The 17,036-nt window shown below is 61.7% G+C and carries 17 protein-coding genes; 5 read left to right on the forward strand and 12 right to left on the reverse strand.

Features of this window, described 5'->3' with window-relative positions; genetic code table 11:
• Window positions 1–15 precede the first annotated feature (15 nt).
• Entirely contained in the window at window positions 16–480 is a 465-nt protein-coding gene (locus Q0X23_RS13220) for a regulatory protein RecX (RefSeq protein WP_297860720.1), read from the forward strand.
• On the opposite strand, the gene Q0X23_RS13225 is transcribed toward Q0X23_RS13220, so the two are convergent.
• Window positions 477–1,706, reverse strand: a complete 1,230-nt coding sequence (locus tag Q0X23_RS13225; protein WP_297860721.1) for an aminopeptidase — start codon at window positions 1,704–1,706, stop codon at window positions 477–479. The two genes, Q0X23_RS13220 and Q0X23_RS13225, sit on opposite strands and share 4 nt — an antisense overlap.
• A gap of 305 nt (window positions 1,707–2,011) precedes the next feature.
• Between Q0X23_RS13225 and trpB the strand changes: the two genes are divergently transcribed.
• From trpB to Q0X23_RS13245, 4 genes are read left to right on the forward strand one after another with little or no spacing between them, the layout of a single operon-like run.
• Complete coding sequence (gene trpB, locus Q0X23_RS13230) at window positions 2,012–3,262, forward strand: tryptophan synthase subunit beta (protein WP_297860722.1); 1,251 nt, start codon at window positions 2,012–2,014, stop codon at window positions 3,260–3,262.
• Complete coding sequence (gene trpA, locus Q0X23_RS13235; RefSeq protein ID WP_119342252.1) at window positions 3,259–4,053, forward strand: tryptophan synthase subunit alpha; 795 nt, start codon at window positions 3,259–3,261, stop codon at window positions 4,051–4,053. Before trpB ends, trpA begins: the two co-directional genes overlap by 4 nt.
• Window positions 4,054–4,063: 10 nt before the next feature.
• Window positions 4,064–4,924: a site-specific DNA-methyltransferase gene (locus tag Q0X23_RS13240; protein ID WP_119342253.1), complete on the forward strand. Its 861-nt coding sequence runs from the start codon at window positions 4,064–4,066 to the stop codon at window positions 4,922–4,924.
• The gene (locus tag Q0X23_RS13245; protein ID WP_119342254.1) at window positions 4,893–5,747 is read left to right on the forward strand and encodes an MBL fold metallo-hydrolase; all 855 of its coding nucleotides are present in this window, start codon (window positions 4,893–4,895) and stop codon (window positions 5,745–5,747) included. Before Q0X23_RS13240 ends, Q0X23_RS13245 begins: the two co-directional genes overlap by 32 nt.
• 367 nt (window positions 5,748–6,114) lie before the next feature.
• On the opposite strand, the gene paaZ is transcribed toward Q0X23_RS13245, so the two are convergent.
• From paaZ to Q0X23_RS13300, 11 genes are all read right to left on the reverse strand, one after another.
• Window positions 6,115–8,163, reverse strand: a complete 2,049-nt coding sequence (gene paaZ / locus Q0X23_RS13250) for a phenylacetic acid degradation bifunctional protein PaaZ (protein WP_119342255.1) — start codon at window positions 8,161–8,163, stop codon at window positions 6,115–6,117.
• Window positions 8,164–8,547: 384 nt separating this feature from the next.
• On the reverse strand, window positions 8,548–9,546 hold the full coding sequence (locus tag Q0X23_RS13255) for an alpha-ketoacid dehydrogenase subunit beta (RefSeq protein WP_297860723.1): 999 nt from the start codon (window positions 9,544–9,546) through the stop codon (window positions 8,548–8,550).
• Window positions 9,543–10,577 (reverse strand): pyruvate dehydrogenase (acetyl-transferring) E1 component subunit alpha, encoded by a 1,035-nt coding sequence (gene pdhA / locus Q0X23_RS13260; protein WP_297860724.1) that lies wholly within the window; start codon window positions 10,575–10,577, stop codon window positions 9,543–9,545. The genes Q0X23_RS13255 and pdhA overlap by 4 nt, the downstream gene beginning before the upstream one ends.
• A gap of 164 nt (window positions 10,578–10,741) precedes the next feature.
• The gene (locus Q0X23_RS13265) at window positions 10,742–11,866 is read right to left on the reverse strand and encodes a pyridoxal phosphate-dependent aminotransferase (protein WP_297860725.1); all 1,125 of its coding nucleotides are present in this window, start codon (window positions 11,864–11,866) and stop codon (window positions 10,742–10,744) included.
• 82 nt (window positions 11,867–11,948) lie between these two features.
• Window positions 11,949–12,278, reverse strand: a complete 330-nt coding sequence (locus tag Q0X23_RS13270; protein WP_297860726.1) for an MliC family protein — start codon at window positions 12,276–12,278, stop codon at window positions 11,949–11,951.
• Window positions 12,279–12,289: 11 nt separating this feature from the next.
• Entirely contained in the window at window positions 12,290–13,036 is a 747-nt protein-coding gene (gene tpiA / locus Q0X23_RS13275; protein WP_297860727.1) for a triose-phosphate isomerase, read from the reverse strand.
• A 119-nt stretch (window positions 13,037–13,155) separates the two neighbouring features.
• Window positions 13,156–13,614, reverse strand: a complete 459-nt coding sequence (locus Q0X23_RS13280) for a heme-binding domain-containing protein (RefSeq protein ID WP_297860728.1) — start codon at window positions 13,612–13,614, stop codon at window positions 13,156–13,158.
• Between the two features lie 284 nt (window positions 13,615–13,898).
• Entirely contained in the window at window positions 13,899–14,036 is a 138-nt protein-coding gene (locus Q0X23_RS13285) for a hypothetical protein (RefSeq protein ID WP_297860729.1), read from the reverse strand.
• Window positions 14,037–14,335: 299 nt separating this feature from the next.
• Complete coding sequence (locus tag Q0X23_RS13290) at window positions 14,336–15,049, reverse strand: hypothetical protein (protein ID WP_297860730.1); 714 nt, start codon at window positions 15,047–15,049, stop codon at window positions 14,336–14,338.
• Entirely contained in the window at window positions 15,042–16,280 is a 1,239-nt protein-coding gene (locus tag Q0X23_RS13295) for an ATP-binding protein (protein WP_297860731.1), read from the reverse strand. Before Q0X23_RS13295 ends, Q0X23_RS13290 begins: the two co-directional genes overlap by 8 nt.
• Window positions 16,267–16,926, reverse strand: coding sequence for a response regulator transcription factor (locus tag Q0X23_RS13300; protein ID WP_297861228.1), 660 nt, complete (start codon window positions 16,924–16,926; stop codon window positions 16,267–16,269). The genes Q0X23_RS13295 and Q0X23_RS13300 overlap by 14 nt, the downstream gene beginning before the upstream one ends.
• Between the last annotated feature and the right edge of the window lie 110 nt (window positions 16,927–17,036).

Consider the following 17,036-nt stretch of genomic DNA (forward strand, 5'->3'; position numbering starts at 1 on the left):
GACATAATCTTAGAAGTGAAAGATGCCAGCCCCGACCAGGTGTTCTTGTACGCAGTGCGGCTTCTGGGGGCCCGGGCCTACCCGGAGGCGGCCCTGCGCCAGAAGCTGGCCCGAAAAGCCCCACTGGAGTTGGTGGAGGCGGTGATTCAGCGGGTCAAGGGCCTGGGCTATCTCGACGACCGGCAGTACGCCGAGGGCTACGCCCGGCTTTATGCAGGCCGTTGGGGTGCGGCCAAGCTGCGCAGGGCCCTGCTGGAAAAGGGCGTCCCGCGCGAGATTGTTGAAGAGGTGCTGACCGCACTGGCCGCCGAGCAAGACCCGGTTGCCGAAGGGGCGGCCTTGCTGCTGCGTTACCCGGGCCGCCACCGGGACGAGAAGCCCCGGGCCATTCGTTTTTTGCTAAACCGGGGCTATGCCTTTACCCACGCCCTGGCTGCCTGGGAGCTTTACCACGAGCAAGCCGAAAACCCGGAGGGCTAAACCCACTCTCCTGCCCGCATCAGCGCTTCGGACTGCCCGGACTCGGTGATGCCGTCCACGTCTATCTGGCTCGAGCCGATCATCCAGTCGATGTGAATCAGGCTGCTGTTGGCCCCTTTGGCCGCGAGTGCCTCGGGGCTGAGCTGGCTGCCGCCCTCGATACATTCGCTGTAGGCTTGCCCCAGCGCGATGTGGCTGGCCGCATTCTCGTCGAACAGGGTATTGTAGAACAGCACCCCGCTTTGGGCAATGGGCGAGGAGTGCGGCACCAGAGCCACCTCGCCCAGGCTGCGGGCCCCTTCGTCGGTCTGGAGAACCCGTTCCAGGACTTCGCCGCCACGCTTGGCTTTGGCTTCCACCACCTGCCCCTTTTCAAAGCGCACCTCAATTTCCTCGAGCAGGCTGCCCTGATAGGAAAGCGGCTTGGTGCTTCGGACATAGCCCTCGATGCGGTCTTTGTGGGGGGCGGTGAAGACTTCCTCTGTCGGGATGTTGGGGGTGCAGACTACGCCGTTTTTGGCCTGTACAGCGCCACCGGCCCATATGTGGTTGTCGGCCAGCCCCACCAGCAGGTCGGTGCCGGGGCCTTTGAAGTGGAGGGCGCTGTAGCGCTTGTGGTTCAGGTAGTTGACCCGCTCGCTCAAGTTCTGGTTGTGGGCTTGCCAGGTGGCCACGGGGTCGGGGGTGTCGAGCCTCGAGGCCTTCCAGATGGCCTCCCAGAGCTTTTGTACGGCTTCCTGCTCCGAAAGCTCTGGAAAAACCACCCGGGCCCAGGCCGGATGGGGGTAGGCCACGATCGTCCAGTTGATGTGGTGGGTGGTGATGAGTTCCATCACGGGCCGGTAGGCCACCGAGCGGGCGCGGTTGGCCCGGGCCACCGACTCCGGGTTCTGGCCCTGAAGCAGGTTGGGATCGTTGCCCGCGATATGCAAACGGGCGGCCCCGCTTTGGAAGGCAGCAGCCATCCCGTCAAAAAGCCATTTTGGGGTTTTGTCGAAGGCGCTTTCGGGGGCGTGCTGGAAACGCAATAGGGTGTTGGCCTCGTCGTCGTAGAGGACGGTAACCAGCGGACTGCCGGCCCGGTAGGCCTGCTCGGCAATCTTTCGGGCCAGGGGCGCTGCCTCGATGGGGGCTGTGATGACCAGTTCCTGCCCCTCCCGAAGCCCCAGACCTACATGTACCGCCACTTTTGCCAGTTGTTGGAGTTGGTGTGCAAAAGCTTCCATCCCTCAACTTTACCCCAACCTTGACGCAAACCCCAGGGCTTGCTACCCTTTGGTCAACATGCGGATTCGTACTCCCCGCAGCTACAAGTGGCACCACCAGCGCTGGTGGCGTGGGTAGGCTCGAGCGTACCTTCTAAGGCAGCGCTTGGGCTTTTCTCGAGGTGTTGGCCTCGAGTTTTTCTTTGTTAGCTAACGATAGTCCATAGTCGATAGTCCATAGTCGATAGTCCATAGTCCATAGTCGATAGTCCATAGTCCATAGTCGATAGTCCAACGACCATAAACCCCCTTTAGAAGAGGTATTCATGCAACTACCCAGCTACCCCCTGCCCGACGCCAGAGGCCGCTACGCCGACTTTGGCGGGCGCTATGTGCCCGAGACCCTGATGCCAGCCCTGGAAGAGCTCACCGAGGCCTACCTGCACTACAAACAAGACCCCGAGTTTTTAGCCGAGTATGACTACTACCTGCGCGAGTACGTGGGTCGCCCCTCGCCCTTGTACCTGGCCGAGAACCTCACCCGTCACCTGGGTGGGGCCAAAATCTACCTGAAGCGCGAGGATCTGAACCACACCGGGGCCCACAAAATCAACAACACCCTGGGCCAGGCCCTGCTGTGCAAGCGCATGGGCAAGAAGCGGGTGATTGCCGAGACCGGGGCCGGCCAGCACGGGGTGAGCGTGGCCACCGTGGCCGCCCTGATGGGCCTGGAGTGCGTGGTCTACCAGGGGGCCGAGGACGTGCGGCGGCAGGCTTTGAACGTGTTTCGCATGAAGCTTCTGGGGGCCGAGGTGCGCCCGGTGGAAAGCGGCACCCGCACCCTCAAGGACGCCACCAACGAGGCCATCCGCGACTGGGTAACCAACGTGCGCGATAGCTTCTATATCATCGGCTCGGTGGTGGGGCCGCACCCCTATCCCATGATGGCCCGCGACTTCCAGAGCATCGTGGGTGAGGAGATCAAGGCCCAGCTCCGGGAGAAGGAGGGGCGCGAGAACCCTGATGTGGTGATTGCCTGTGTGGGTGGGGGTTCCAACGCCATCGGGGTGTTTGCGCCCTTTGCTTACCAGGAAAACCGCCCGCGCCTGATGGGGGTGGAGGCCGCGGGCCACGGAGCAGCCTCGGGGCTGCACTCGCTCTCCATCGGAGCAGGCCGCAAAGGCGTGTTGCACGGGGCTAAGATGTTCCTGCTTTACGACGACGACGGCCAGATTCAGCCTGCGCACTCGGTCTCGGCGGGCCTGGACTACCCCGGGGTGGGCCCCGAGCACAGCTACTATGCCGAGGCGGGCCTAGCCGAATATGTGGGCATCACCGACGAGGAGGCCCTCGAGGGCTTTCAGCTCTTGTGCCGCCTGGAGGGGATTATCCCGGCCCTCGAGTCGGCCCATGCCATCGCCTACGCGGCTAAGCTGGCCCCGGAGATGGAGCCCGAACAGGTAATCGTAATCAACCTTTCGGGTCGGGGCGACAAGGACGTGGTGGAGGTGATGCGCGTTATGGGAGAGGGTCAAGGGTCAAGCGCCGAGGGTCTTGTGCAGGGGGGGCGGTCATGACCACCCGTGAAGCTTTTGCCAGGGCCAAAGCCGAAGGGCGCGCGGCGCTGATTCCCTACGTGATGGCCGGATACCCGAGCCGGGGCGCCGACCTGGAGCTGGTCAAGCAGGTGTTGCCTTACGCGGATTTGCTCGAGGTCGGGCTGCCCTACTCCGACCCCCTGGGCGACGGCCCGGTGATCCAGCGGGCCTCGGAACAGGCTCTGCGGCAAGGGATTCACGTGGCCGACGTAGCCGCCTTCGTGCGGGAAATTCGTGGCCTTACCGATAGGCCTCTTTTCCTCATGACCTATATCAACCCCGTGCTGGCGGTGGGGCCGGAACGCTTTTTCGGTATGTTCAAAGAGGCCGGGGTGAACGGGCTCATCCTGCCCGACCTGCCCCCGGACGAAGACCCCGCGCTGGTGAGCCTGGCGCAGAAGAAGGGCCTCGAGACCACCTTTCTGCTGGCCCCGACCTCCACCGAGACTCGCATCCAGACCGTGGCCCCCTACTGCAGCGGCTTTGTGTATACGGTCTCGGTAGCCGGGGTGACCGGGGCGCGCGACCGGCTGCCCGAGGGGCTGCCGGAGCTGGTTCAGCGCATCCGCCAGGTGACCGATGCCCCCGTAGCCATTGGCTTTGGTATCTCCAACCGGGCCACCGCCCAGCAGGCCGCCCAGGCCGCCGATGGGGCGGTGATTGCCAGCGCCCTGATTCGGGCCCACGAAGAGGGCAGAGGGCTGGCAGAGGTGCTGGGGGAGGTGCGGGCGGGCCTCGGCCTCGAGGGCGTACCCGGCCCGGTGCATTAGAATCAGGCCGATGAAGCGCATTGTGCAGGCTGAGTGTCTGGCGTACATCGCCACCCTGCCCGAGGCTGCTTTTCCCCTCATTTACCTGGATCCGCCGTTCAATACCCGCAAAACCCAGCAGCGCCGCCGTATTCGTGCGGTGGCCGACGCACAGGGGCCACGCAGGGGTTTTGCGGGCAGGCGTTATCGCACCGAGGAGCTTCCGGCCCCGGTCTATCCCGATCGCTACGACGACTTTGTGGCGTTTCTGCAGCCCCGGCTCGAGCAAGCCTACCGCCTGCTGACCCCCCAGGGCTCGCTTTTTGTGCACCTGGACTATCGCGAAGTGCACTACGTGAAGGTGCTGTTGGACCAGATTTTTGGTCGCAGGAGCTTTATCAACGAAATAATCTGGGCCTACGACTACGGTGGGCGCTCCAAAAACCGCTGGCCAGCCAAGCACGACACCCTCCTGTGGTACGCCAAAGACCCACGTCGGTACACCTTCAACTACGAGGCCATCGACCGCATCCCCTACCTGGCCCCCAAGATGGCCGGGCCAGAAAAGGCTGCTCGAGGCAAAACCCCCACCGATGTCTGGTGGATGACCATCGTGCCGACCTCATCCAGGGAAAAAACCGGCTACCCCACGCAAAAGCCCCTGCGCCTGTTGGAACGCATCGTGCGGGTTCACTCCAACCCCGGCGAGACAGTGCTGGACTTCTTTGCGGGCTCCGGCACTACCGGCGAGGCGGCTGCTTTGAATGGGCGGGGTTTTGTCCTGGTGGACCAAAGCCCTGGGGCGGTGGCCGTGATGCAGCGTAGACTGGCCCCCTTCAAACCTGAGATAATCAATCCCGATGCGCCCCATCCTGTACCACAAGCTCGGTAATTTCGAGCTCTGGTTTTTGAGCGACGGCGAGCTGTGGCTGGACGGCGGCTCGATGTTTGGTATCGTGCCCAGGCCCCTGTGGTCGAAACTTGCAATCCCAGACGAGCAAAACCGGGTCCGACTGGGGCTAAACCCCTTGCTGATTCGGGCCCGGAACCACCTGGTGCTCATCGAGACCGGCATAGACCGTAAGGCGGACGAAAAGTTCCGCCGAATCTACGGCCTGAGCGATACCAACCCCTTGCTGGGTCAGCTGGCGCTTTTGGGGGTGGAACCCCAGGACATTTCGCTGGTTGTTCACACCCACCTGCACTTCGATCATGCCGGGCTCAATACCCGCTGGGTGGAGGGACGGCTGCGGCCCACCTTCCCCAAAGCCCGCCACATCGTGCAAAAGCAAGAGCTTGAAGATGCCCTGCACCCCCACGAGCGCAGCCAGGCCAGCTACCGCCTCGAGAATGTCGAGCCTTTGCTGGAAGAGGGGTGCTTCGAGGTGGTCGAAGGCGAGGCTGAAATTCTTCCCGGCCTACAGGTCTTGCCGGCTCCGGGCCACACCCTGGGCATGCAGGTGGTGGAGCTGGCCTCCGAGGGGCAAAACCTGGCCTACACCGGCGATTTAGTAGCCCTCAGCGCGCAGGCCCCTCTGCTTTACATTCCCGCCTTTGACCTTTACCCCATGACCTCCCTACAGACCCGCAAACGCCTGTACGAGCGCTGGCTGGAGGGGCGCTACCTGCTGTGTTTTACCCACGAGCCGGGGCACCCTCTAGGCCGGCTGATGCGCACCGAGAAGGGTTACCAGGCCGAGCCCGTGTATCTGTAGAGGTTGTCCTATCGTGCTTTTCACAGACTGGGCCGTCCGCGAAAACGAGAAGGGACAAAGAGACCTGCCTCGCCGGGGTGACACCAACTTTACCTGGATGGTTATCTTTGAGCGCCGTTCCTATACCCCTTCATCCGGCTACACCCCAGGTGTAGAGAGTCGCGTTCCCATCACTGGTAAATAGCACGGTAGGGGTGTCGCCACCTTCCGCCCAGGGGAGAAGACAAGGGGTTCAAGTGGATTTGGGTTGATATATCCAAAACGTGGACCGGGCCTGGCCCAAGGGTGCTTGGGTTTTGGGTTTCCAGGCCAGTGTTTTGTTCGAGACAAAGGATTCTCAGGATGGCTGGTTTTTGTAAAGAGCGCTCTAGGCTTGCGCTGCCTTCTCCCTTCGCTCCACCAGGGTCAGGATGTCGTAAAGGGCCACAGTCTTGCCCTCCTGATTGGTAATCTCCACTGCCCAGGTCACCACCCCGGTAGGCCGCTCGCCGGGGCGGGGGTCTTTGGCGGTTTTCGACTTGACCGTGAGGCGGGCCTGGATGGTGTCGCCAATGCCCACCGGCTCAATAAAACGCAGGTTCTCGAGCCCGTAGTTGGCCAGCACCGGCCCCGGTGCTGGGCTCACGAACAGTCCTGCCGCCGCCGAGATCAGGAAGTAGCCGTGGGCCACCCGCTTGCCAAAGATGGAGTCCCTGGCCCCGAGTTCGTCTATGTGAGCATAGAAGTAATCGCCTGTAACGTTGGCGAAGTTCACGATGTCGGCCTCGGTAACGGTGCGGCGGTGGGTGAGGAGGCTCTCGCCAACCTCGAGGTCTTCAAAGTATTTGCGGAAAGGGTGGATGAGGTCTTCCTTGACCTGCGCCCCACGCACGTACTCTTCGCTCAAGACCATCAGGGTGGTGGGGTCGGCCTGCACGGCACAGCGCTGCAGGTAGTGCTTGATGCCCCGCACTCCGCCGAGTTCCTCGCCCGCTCCGGCCCGGCCCGGCCCCCCGTGCAACAGCAGGGGGAGGGGAGAGCCGTGGCCGGTGGACTCGCGGGCATTTTCGCGGTTCAGAATTAGCATACGCCCGTGGTGGGTGGCGCAGCCGAAGAAGAGGGTGCGGGCCTCTTGGCGGTTGTACGTGACAATGCTTCCTACCAGGCTCCCCTGGCCCCGACGGGCTAGGGCGATGGCCTCGTCCAGGTTTTCGTAGGGCATCAGGGTGGCCACCGGGCCGAAGGGCTCGAGGTCGTGCGCTGCACTCTCCCAGGGCCTGGGGCTATACAGTAAGGTGGGGGCCATGAAGCCGCCCTTCTCCCAGTCGCCGCCCAGAAGCGTGTGGGAGCCCTCATACGCTACCTCACAGCCCTGTGCTTTAAGCTGCTCGACCACGGCCAGCACGTCCTGGCGCTGCTGAGCCCCTACCAGCGGGCCCATGCCCACCTCCTGGCGGCTGGGGTCTCCCAGTACAACCTTCGCCAGTGCCTGCTGCAGGGCTTCCAGAACAGCTTCGCTTTTGTCTTTGGGGACGATAACCCGCCGAATGGCAGTGCACTTCTGGCCAGCTTTTACGGTCATCTCGCGTGCGACTTCTTTTACGAACAGCTCGAACTCGGGCTCGCCGGGCTCTACCGACTGCCCCAGTATGGCGCAGTTGAGGCTGTCGGCTTCCATGTTGAAGGGCACCGAACGAGCAACCAGGCTGGGATGCACCTTGAGCCTGCGTCCCGTGGCGGCTGAACCGGTGAAGGTGACGTTGTCCTGCTCGTTCAGGTGGTCAAACAGGTCGCCAATGCCCCCGCAAACTAGCTGAATGGCCCCCTCGGGCAGGATGTCCGACTCGAGCATGGCCCGGAAGACCGCCTCGGTCAGGTAGGCGGTCTGGGTAGCAGGTTTAACGATGGCCGGAACCCCGGCAATCAGGCCCGGGGCCAGCTTTTCCAGCATGCCCCAGACTGGGAAGTTAAAGGCGTTGATATGTACCGCCACCCCTTCCTTGGGCACCAGGATGTGCCGGCCCAGGAAAGTGCCCTGTTTGGAGAGCGTCAGGGCGTCGTCTTCGGCCAGGAAGCGCGCGTTGGGCAGCTCGCGCCGCGCCAGCGACGAATAGCTGAAGAAAGTCCCTATGCCCCCGTCTATATCGAACCAGCTATCGTATTGCGTGGCCCCGGTCTTGTAGGAGAGGGCATAGAACTGTTCTTTGCGCGCTTGTAAATACTGGGCTAGGGCCCGTAGCATGGCGGCCCGCTCGTGGAAGGTGTAGCGCCGGAGGTTGGGCCCCCCCACCTTGCGGGCGTACTCAACCATGGCCTTGAAGTTGAGCCCCTCGCTGCTGACCAGGGCCACCGGCTCTCCATACACGGCATCCCGTACCAGGGTTCCTTCGGCGGGGCTTTGGTACCAGGCCCCGGCGGCGTAGCTGCTTATTTTCATGCTAGGTATTCTAACAAACGCTTGTTTGTATGTAAGCAAATAGCTGATGGCGGCTGTGGCTAGCGCCTGAATGTTTTGTTGAGAAACCTATCCCTCCGGATTGGAAATCCGCACCCCCTATGCTCCGCCAACAACCTCTAGTACCAGATTCGGTCAGTTCGTCACCAAAGGGTGACGAACTAACCCGACCGAAGGGAGTGCTCTAGGATTCAAAAAGACAGCCTCTGGTGTTTTTGGCTTTGTGAACTGTCTTTTTGAATCCGGTATAGAAGCCCAGTTCGCGAGGCAGCATAAGCCTCCCCAATAGCGTAGGGGAGGTTGGAGGGGTGCCTGAAGGCGAACCGAGTATTTTGACCAGACGCAGACTAAAGCGGTTCTGCGAACTCAGTGGGTCAGTACCTTGCGCACCGCCTCGAGCACCCGTTTGGCGTCGGGGCGGTAGTGGTTTTCCACCGCGCTGAAGGGGGGGTAGGGGGCGTCCCAGCCTGCCACCCGCACGATGGGGGCTTGCAGGTAGTCCAGGGCCTCTTCGGCGATGCGGGCGGCAATCTCGGCCCCAAAGCCGCCGGTGCGCATGGCCTCGTAAACCACCACCGCACGGCCGGTTTTTTGTACCGAGGCCAGGAGGGTCTGGGTGTCGAGGGGTATCAGGGTCTCGAGGTCCACCACCTCCAGCTCCACCCCCTCACGGGCCGCCACCTCAGCGGCCTTCAAGCAGACCTCCACCATGCCCCCGTAGCAGAAGAGGCTGGCGGCGCTGCCTTCGCGCACCACTCGAGCCCTGCCCAGGGGCAGGGTATAGTAGCCCTCGGGTACCTCGCCCTTCACGCCGCGGTAGAGCTTGATGGCCTCCAAGAAGAACACCGGATCGGGGTCCTCGATGGCCGCGAGCAACAGCCCTTTGGTCCGCTCCGGCGAGGAGGGAATCACTACCTTAACCCCCGGCACATGCGTCAGGATGGCCTCCGGACTATCGGCGTGCTGTTCGGGGGTTTTTACCCCGCCGCCGTAGGGAGCCCGGATGACCATGGGGATGGTAAAGCGCCCTCGGGTGCGGTGGCGCATCCGGCCCAGGTGCGAAAGAATCTGATCCAGGGCCGGGTACAGGAAGCCCGCAAACTGAATCTCGGCCACAGGCCGTAGCCCAGCCATGGCCAGCCCGATGCCAAAGCCCACAATGCCGGACTCAGCCAGGGGGGTATCGAAGACCCGCCGCTCGCCGTACTTTTGCTGCAAGCCATCGGAGGCCCGGAAAACCCCGCCCATGGTGCCCACGTCCTCCCCAAAGACCACCACCCGGGGGTCTTGGGCCAGGGCCAGATCCAGGGCTTCGTTGATGGCCTGTACGTTGTTCAGAACGCGGGTTTGACGCTCGGCGATCATGCTTCCCCCCGTAGATAGTTCCAGGCGGCTTGCTGGTCGGGTTGCATCTCCTGGTACACCTGTTCCACAATCTCCCAGGGCTTGGGCTCGGGGGCCCGGTCGGCCTCCTCCACCGCCGATAGAAACTCGGCCTCGAGTTCCTCCGTGAGGAGGGCTTCCTGTGCCTCGCTCCAGAGCCCTAGGTGCAGGAGGCAGTTTTTCATGCGCAGAAGAGGGTCGCGTTTCAGCCAGCGCTCGGTTTCCTCCTCGGTGCGGTAACGGCTGGGGTCGTCGGAGGAGGTGTGCGGCGCAACCCGGTAGGTTAGGGCCTCGATCAGGGTCGGACCTTCGCCTCTGCGGGCCCTTTCCACGGCTTCCCTGGCCACGCTCCAGACCGCTACTAGGTCGTTGCCGTCCACCGTGATCCCTGGTATTCCGTAGCCCTGGGCCTTCTGGGCAATTCGTTGCACTTTCATTTGCTTCTGCGTGGGTACGCTAATGGCCCAGCCGTTGTTTTGTACTACCACCAGCAAAGGCGCATTGAACACCGAGGCAAAGTTGAGCCCCTCGTGGAAGTCGCCCTCGGAGGTGCCGCCATCGCCAATGAAGACCGCCGCTACGGCGTCTTTACCCAAAAGCCGTTGGGCATGGGCCACACCCGCTGCCTGGGGAATCTGGGTGGCGATGGGAATGTAAAACTGCACCATGTTCACGTTGGGGGGTGCGCCCCAGCCTGCCGGGTCGGCCCGCCAGCTCAGAATCAGCTTACTGATGGGCATACCAAAGGTGAGGGCGGCGGCGCTTTCGCGGTAGCTGGGCAGAAGCCAGTCGTGGTCGGCCTTCAAGCAAAGGGCCACCCCCACCTGCGCCGCCTCCTGGCCCCGGAAGGGGGGATACACCCCGAGCCGCCCCTGCCGCTGCAAGACCAGGGCCCGCTCGTCGAAGTGCCGGGCCCGGCGCAGGGCCCGGTAGCCTATGAGTAATGCCTCATTGCTTAGGGGTATGTCCCGCAACGGTTTACCGTGATCGTCGAGGTATTGCACTGTGTCCACGCTGCTCAGTTTAGCCGAACTCGAGTCAGCAGTATGGGTTTAATCTGCGATACATGCAGAAAAAATTAACAAGCATTGTATCGTGAAAATAAGTGCAATTCGGAAGTGTATTCTGTGCTGCGACCTGCGGCAGGGCACTGCACAGTATTGTTCTGAGAACAGGCTCAGGAGTGCACCTTTTTCAGATAGCCCTGGAGCCGCTCCAAAGCTTGCTGGATTTCCTCATCGGTCTTGCAAAAAGCAAAGCGAAATAGGCCCTTGGGTGCGGGGTTCTGGATGTAAAACGCCGACCCGGGAATTATCGCGACCCCAGCCTCGCGCACCAGGGTTTCGGCGTCGAGCTCGGGCAGTAGCGCCGTCAGGAAGTAGGTTCCAGCAGGGGAGAAAGTTTTGAGGCCCAGTGAGCGCAAGCCCTGCTCGAGCAAGTCCTTGCGGCGGCCATAGCTCTCGCGAAGCTGCTGGTAGAGTCCCTCTTGACGGGCGATGGGCAGGGCCTCGGCCACGGCGGCCTGAAGGGGGGCTGCCGAGCAAAAGCTGCTCCACTGCCGCATGCCGGCTACCTGTTGGGCCAGGCCGGGCGGGGTCACAATCCAGCCGATGCGCCAGCCGGTGGCCTCGAGGCGCTTGCCCGCCGAGCCCACCGTGAAGACCCGCTCGGGCGCAAGCTCGCGGAACCGAATGGGCGGCTCTACAAAGTAAAGCTCGTCGTAGACCTCATCGCTGATGATCCAGAGGTCGTGCTCGCGCGCCAGGGCCACAATCTGCTCGGCCTCGGTGCGGGAAAAGACTGAGCCGGTGGGGTTGTAGGGGTTGGTGAGCAGAAGGGCCTGGGTGCGAACCGTAATGGCCCGTTCCAGCGCCGGTAAATCCACTTCCCAGCGGTCGGTGAGGCGCATCGGCACCATAACCGGCTCTGCACCGGCAATGCGGGCCTGGGGGATGTAAACGTCGAAGTAGGGCTCGAGCATCACCACTTCATCCCCAGGGCCATACAACGATTCGGCCAGTGCGTGCAGGGCCTCGGTACCGCCTGCGGTGATAACCACGTCCTCGGGAGCAACGCCCAGGTCTGCGGCCACGGCCTCGCGCAAGCGGGGCAGGCCGATGGGCGGGGTGTACTGGTCAAAGGTGCCGATGGCCCGACGGGCCGCCGCCTGCAAAAACGCAGGCGGCGGATTGGAGGGAAAACCCTGTCCCAGGTTGATGGCCCCGTGCTGGGCAGCCAGGCGGCTCATGTGAGAAAAGACGCTCTCCTTAGAAAGCTGGGTGCGGGGGTGGAGGTTGGCCATGCAAAAAGAGTCTACCGTAAGGAACAGGTGCTCGATAAGAGCCCTCAGGCACGGGTGGGTTCGACCCGGTTGTCCGGAGGCTTTAGCGCATGGGCTTGCAGCCCTGGGCCAGAATCTTTCCAGTACGCTCGCTCATCAGGAAAGCCTCTTCAGAAGACCCGCTGCCTTTAGTCCACCAGGAAGCCCGACCGTCGGAATACTTGACCCCAGAGGCTGCCTCTACCTGGAACAAGGGCCCGTAGGTCTGGTTATTGAAGACCACCCCTACCCGGTCGAAGTTATTCTGATAGACGGCCCGTATTTGCACCCCGCCAGTGCAGCGGTAGGTTCGTTGCACCATATCTGCCGGCTGGGCCAAGCTATCAAAGCTCGCAAAGGAAGCAAGCAATACCCACAATATCCACACGCGCATAATCCCTCCCGTCAAGCCGTGAGCAGCTTAAGATAGTCCCCCAGCTTCAAGCTCGAACCCCCCACCAGTCCGCCGTCAATGTTGGGCTGGGAGAATAGGGCAGCGGCGTTCTCGGGCTTGACCGAGCCCCCGTAGAGGATACGCAACTGCTCGGCAAAACCCGAACCGTAGCGGGCTATCAGCCAGGCGCGAATGGTACGGTGCATGGCCTCGGCATCCTCGGGGGTGGCGGTTTTGCCGGTGCCGATGGCCCAGACCGGCTCGTAGGCAATCACCAGATGCGAGGCCGAGGGGGGCTGCACCCCCTGTAAGCTGCCCTCCAGTTGCTTGAGGGTGTACTCGACGTGATTGCCGGCTTCCCGTACTTCCAGGGGTTCGCCCACACAAAGAATCGGTGTGATGCCATGCTCAAGGAGGCGCTGGGCCTTTTGGGCGACCAGAGCATCGGACTCGGCATGGTAGCTGCGCCGCTCGGAGTGCCCCACAATGGCGTATTTGCAGGCCAGATCGGCCAGCATTTTGGCCGACACCTCGCCGGTGTAGGCCCCTTCGGTGTGGGCCGAGACGTCCTGCGCGCCCCAGGAGACCCCGTGGCCCTCCAGAACTTCCGAGGCATAAGGTAGATGAGTAAAAGGCACCAGCAGGGCCGGCTCAGCCTGGCTAGCGGGCAGTTGATCAATCAGCTCCCGAAACCAGTGGCGGGCCTCGGAGGGGGTTTTGTACATCTTCCAGTTTCCGGCTACGAGTCGTTGGCGCATAGACGCTTCAATCATACGTTACATCGGAACCCCCAAGTCCTGCGAGGCGTCAGGGGCCAGTTTTTGCAGCGCAACTTTTTTTCGAAATATGCCGGCCTGCAAATACTGAGTAGCCTGTGCTAATCATGTTCTTCGTTCTCTTCAAGTGCGTTGATGCCCAGGCTGAGAACCAACCCCTGTATCAAGGCCTCCTTCTCAGAGAGGGAAAGCCGGGCTTCAGGATGGGTTAGTAGATAGACTCGAGGGGGCATGCTTCCTTCTCGTATGACTTCGGGAATATCGTCTAGCTCCTGTTTGTCACTGCCCCACAGGGACAGATTGAGCTTGCTACGACCCTCCTCCACATCGCGCTGAACCAGCCAGGAGACGGGAGCGATGTGGCTGTACCAAGGCCAGCGGGTCTGGTTGCTGTGACAATCAGCACAGGCCCTAACAAAGAGCTCACGGGTCTGAGGGCTGTTCCAGGGAGGTTCGGCCACTATCGGCGGATTACGGTGGTCACGGCCATAGGGAACCAGTTGTATGGCCAGCAGCACCAGGGCCAGGGCCCCAAAAAACCACAGAATTATGCGTTTCACAGATAGAACCTCCATGCGGCTCGAGCAAGCCCGCCAGACCCACTCACGCCTCAAACCTTGGTGGCCAGGTAATTCTACAGACCCATCTGCTTAAAGCGATGCCCTCGAGTTTGAGGTTATAAGCCTGGTCGTGGGAGGATGCCAGCTCGTACAGGTTGGTGAGGGCATTCACCCACGCCCTGATGCCCACCACGTCTATATAGCTTTCGCCAAGACTCACATCATCAATTACGCCCTTGGCCCGATACTGAATTTCCACCGTACGCAAACAGATACGATCCCGGTTACGCTCCGCAGCACCCCCGCTGAAGGGATTCGACGGTTGAGCTTTCGCCATCCAGGGTGATGGTGGCCATACTGGCATCGATGGGCAAGCCCTGTAGCGTGAGTTGAGCTTCAGAGCCCTCCACGATGCCATTCATACAAACCACCTGCGAACTGGGTATCCCGGTGCCACAGGCCGCCAGGATCCCCCAGAAGGCCATGAGCCAGGATTCCAGCATACTTGGTTTTCATGGCTGTTCACCTCCATTTCCCAAGTTAGGCAAAGCGGGTAACAAAGAGGTAACAGGGTGTTGCTCTGGAAAGGTCTGCGAGGGGGTCATATGCGACGTGGTTCCGGCCCTTGCGCTTTTTGCACAAAACACGGACAGAACCACTCACCAGTAGCGAGATGCAACATTGCACTCTGGCCTGAATTGCTCGTCTGGACAGTTTTTGTTTATGGGAAGGGCTGTGCGCTTTTCCAGCGAATGCTTGAGCCCTGTGCCTCACCCCTTAGCAGATACCAGCCCTGGCCGGGAGGAGCTACAGGACTCAGGCCCGCAGGCAAGGCGATCCATCGCCCGTTGGAGCTGCGTGCGAGTAATAGCGGCTCGCTGCCAGGCGTAACCGACCGTAATGCAAACCGTTTTACAGCGCCAAACTCGCTAGCGCTGGTGTACCAGACCTCTATCCAGCCAGCACCCAGGCCCAGCAGTTCGCCGGGGCCCCTGTAGTAGCTGAAGAAAGTGGGGTGGGTCACCTCGAGGCTTCGAGCGTAGAAAATACCGTTCTCCCATCTGCCCTGGGCCTTGACCAACATCCTGGGGGCCAGGTAGGCCGCCCAGGGTGAGGTGGTTTCCAACCGACCCGCACTCAGGGCAACAATACCGTCTTTGGCAAGATTAATTTCGGCGTAGAGGGTATGGCCGCGTTCGTCCTGGCGCCGAGGCTCTGGCTTGCGATCTTTTTCATTGTCTTTCTCGCGCTCTCTATCGCTGCCTCTGCCCCCTTGAGCCCACGCGCTGGATGCAACAAGTAAGAGGGCCAGCACCTCGCGGCGGCCCAGCAACCTGTCCGGTTTCCTACCATTACTCGTCTCCTCGAGCCCGGTTTTTGCGGATACCGGCCCTGTAGGGTTGCGCAGGATGTGCGTGCGAATTGCTTCAGGCATGGAATCCTCCCGAAAAGACCAGGCTGGCTTCCAGACCGCCCTCGGGATGGTTGCGAATCTCCAGACGCCCCCCAAGGGCCTCCGCGACCTGGCGCACAAATGCCAGCCCCAGGCCCAGGCCGTCGCGTTGGTTATTGGGCCGGTAAAACGGTTCGCCCAGGCGCTCGAGGGCCTCTGCTGGAACCCCTGGCCCCTCATCCCGCACAATTAGACGCGGGGGATCGGAGGCCTCAAAACGTAGCCAGACTCGCCCGCTGCTATACTTGAGGGCATTGTCGAGCAGGTTGCCGATGGCCGCCTCGAGGGCTTCCTTGGGTGCTCGGAGGTTGGCAGGCTCAACCTCAAGATGAATTCGCTGTTGGGCTGCGGCCGGAAGGCGCTGCAATAGCTGTTGCAGGAAGTCCAGAACCTCTATCTGGGTTCGTTCTCCAGGCCCTCGCACCAGGGCCAGGAGACCCGTAAGGGTACGATCCAGGCGCTCGAGGTTTCTATCGAGCACGGGCAGCAACTCTTCTGGACGCATGGCCCCGTTGCGTACCGCCGAGGCAGTGGCCTTAAGGGTTGCCAGCGGGTTGCGCAGCTCGTGGGAGGCATACCGGGTAAAACTACGCTCACGCTCGAAGGCCAGACGAACCTTGTGAACCATGCGGTTGAAGCTGCGGGTTAGCCGACCAATCTCGTCGGGTTTGCCTTCGGGCAAAGGGTTTGGGAAACGCTGCTCGGCCAGGGACTCGCTTGCCCGCTCGAGGCGCTCCAGGGGACGGATCAACATGCCCCGCAGCAGCCAGGCCATGGCCACGGCCAGTACCCCAGATAGCAACAGGGTAAGCCATCCGGTGCGTAAATACTCCCGCAGGGCCCGGTTATGGTCAACCTGGTTGAGCGCTACGTCCAGTTCATATGCTCCGGGCAGTGGTTTGCGGTTGGTTAGCCAGGCCGGGTCGTTGTCGGGAAACGGGCCTCCACCCTCCAAAATCAGTCGATTACCTCTCAGGAGACGAAAACGACCCTGTAGCTCCGCAGAAATCGGTAAGTTGGCCGGGTTGAGGGTGGGTTCGGGGCCCTCGAGGTCAATGGCGCCTTCAACCAGCACCGCGTACTTCCCTAAGTCGCCCTGGAGGTCACGATCTAAGGAGGTGCGAAAACTCCAGTAACCCAGGGCCAACTGAAGCCCTGCTACAGCCAGGGCGAGCGTCAGCAAGGCCAAAAGCAGCTGTTCACGAAAGCCCAAGGCGATACCCTCCCGGTACAGTCACGATGACCTCAGGAGCCAACTTCTCCCGTATCCTTGAGACGTACATCCGCAGGGCGTGGTGTCCAGAGCTGGCGTCGGGAAAGACCCGGTCTAGAAGCTCGAGCACGGTGAACACCCGGTCTGGACTGAGGGCCAGAATCTCTAAAAGCGCAAATTCTTTCTCCGAAAGTATGACTTCCTGGTGATGCCAGTAAACCCTGCGGTTGGCAAAGTCGATGCGCAAGGGATCGCGCTCCAGAACACTCTGTTTGGTTTGCCCGTCTCGCCGTAGCAGGGCGCGTATCCTGGCCAAGAGCTCGGGCACATCGAAAGGTTTGGTCAGGTAATCATCGCCCCCCAGATCCAGACCCTGTACCCGATCCTCCAGGGTGTCGCGGGCAGTGAGGAAGAGAATGGGTCTTTGGTTGCCCATCTGGCGTAGCTCCTGGGCCAACTGAAAGCCCGCGTCCTCGCCCTCGGGCAGCATGATGTCCAAAACCAGCAAATCGGGTTCGGCATCCACCAGCTTATCGTAGGCTTCTTGAAGATTTCTGGCCCAATCGACCTGATAGCGCTTTTGCACCAGCAGCGCTTGCAGCGCTGCGGCCAGGTCTTCCTCGTCCTCTACCAGCAAAATGCGCATCATCTTCTACTATAGCCATGCAAACGGCGAAAAAAGTCCCATGCTCGAGCTGCGTGCCCTGCCAATACTTGTTCCCGGATAAGCGGGGCTGGAGCGCGCCGGGCACAGTG

This window comes from Meiothermus sp., from assembly GCF_026004115.1.
Lineage (GTDB): Bacteria > Deinococcota > Deinococci > Deinococcales > Thermaceae > Meiothermus.